1 protein-coding gene is annotated in these 1,763 nt (G+C 52.6%); it reads left to right on the plus strand.

Annotation, left to right across the window (positions count from 1 at the left end; all coding sequences use genetic code 11):
* Position 1: 1 nt before the first annotated feature.
* On the plus strand, positions 2-1,763 hold a 1,762-nt coding region (locus tag Phpb_RS27145; protein ID WP_489739830.1), incomplete at its 3' end, for a cadherin-like domain-containing protein.

The raw sequence follows: 1,763 nt of genomic DNA on the forward strand, positions 1-1,763 counted from the left end.
CATGACTGACATTCGTGACGGCGTGCTGTTCGACATGGACAACAGTGGCACGCTTAAGCGCAGCGGCTGGGCAGATCGCAATACCGGAATACTGGTGATCGACGATGGTAGCGGTCAGATAAAAAATGCCAGCCAGATGTTTTCCGAGTACTACGATGGTAAGGCCGGAATAAACGGTGCCGCTGGCGAAAAAAAATTCAAGGATGGTTTCGGTGCTTTAGCCAGTGAAGATGCCAACAAGGATGGAGTGATTGATCAGAATGACCCGATCTGGAGCAAGCTGCGGGTTTGGGTCGACAGTACCCGCGATGCGAAAGTCGGTGTGGGCGAACTCAAGACACTGGCGGAATTGGGTATTACTCAGATAAACGTCCGGGCTTCGAACAAAACGGAAGTCCGTGATGGGAATAAAGTTGTTGCCAGTGGATCGTTTACTATCAATGGTAAAACTCAGGAAATGCTGGCCGTTGATTTTCTTGGTGATACCGTTAGCAACACCCTGAGCACTCAGGGGGCTGGTACGAAAGTGACTTCCACCACCAACGATATCACTACCACGGCTTACGCCAGCCAGAGTGAAACAGATGAAACCCTAAATGCTGAGCAACTGGGAGTCAGCAATCTGTATGGTGGCAGCGGCAATGATACGTTGATTGCGGCAAAAACTGGTAGCTGGCTGGTCGGGGGCGCAGGGAGCAATACCTATGTCGGTGGTGTCGGCGATGACGTTTTTGTTATCAGCGCTTCTGACGATACGAAAAACATTCACGGCAATGGCGGGCACGATACGGCGATCGTTGTCGGCAAAAAAGGCGTGGAGCTGAACATGGCTCAAGCCGGTTTAACTATGGCTCAAGGCGGGAGCGGCAGTGATGTAATCAGAAGCGGCGGAGCCAACGGTGTCTTTATCAAGGGTGGTTCCGGTGATTCGGTTCTGGTCGGTGGCATGGGTAATGACGTCCTGGTCGGCGGCAGCGGGCATAACACCATCATTGGCGGCAGTGGTAAATCGGTTATCTATGCCGGTCCTCAGGGCGATAAAATCTATGCTTCCGAAGGCGGCAGCATCATTCACGCTGGCGGCGGTGATGATAAGATTTTTGGCGGCTTTGGTGACGACGTGATCGAAGTGGGTCACGGCAATGCTACGATTGACGGGGACGGCGGGATCAACATCGTCAGCCTACACGGTAACCACGGCGATTATCAAATCACCCGTACCGACAGTGGGTATGTGGTGGCCGATAAGGTCGCCGGGCGTGACGGTACGGTTACGCTGAAAAATATCCAGAAACTCAATTTCGCGGATATTTCGGCGGTTGATTTACAAATACCCAATGCGATGCCTGTCGAGGATGTCCTCACTCACGACAAGGACGGCAAGGTTTTTGATCGTACTCAGCCACATCTGATTGCCGCAGAAAGTCTGTTGGCTAACGATCAACATCTTAACAGTCAGGGCGCCCTGCGCATTGCCAATGTTGGGGATGCGATAGGCGGTACGGTCAAACTCACAGCCCAGGGCGATGTCTTATTTACGCCGGATGCAAATTACACCGGTGTCATTAGCTTTAAATATGGTGTAACTGACGCAGCCGGTAATCCGTCAGCATCGGTAGTCGATCTGAGTAGTGGGGAAACCGCGCCGATGCGTGCCGTTGCGACATTACTGACCCCGGAAGTCCCGCTTGATCCATTAGCTGCTCAACAATGGTATTTGAGCGATGCCAACATTCTGCCGGTCTGGAAGGACTACACCGGCA

Source organism: Photorhabdus namnaonensis (assembly GCF_001684335.1).
Lineage (GTDB): Bacteria > Pseudomonadota > Gammaproteobacteria > Enterobacterales > Enterobacteriaceae > Photorhabdus > Photorhabdus namnaonensis.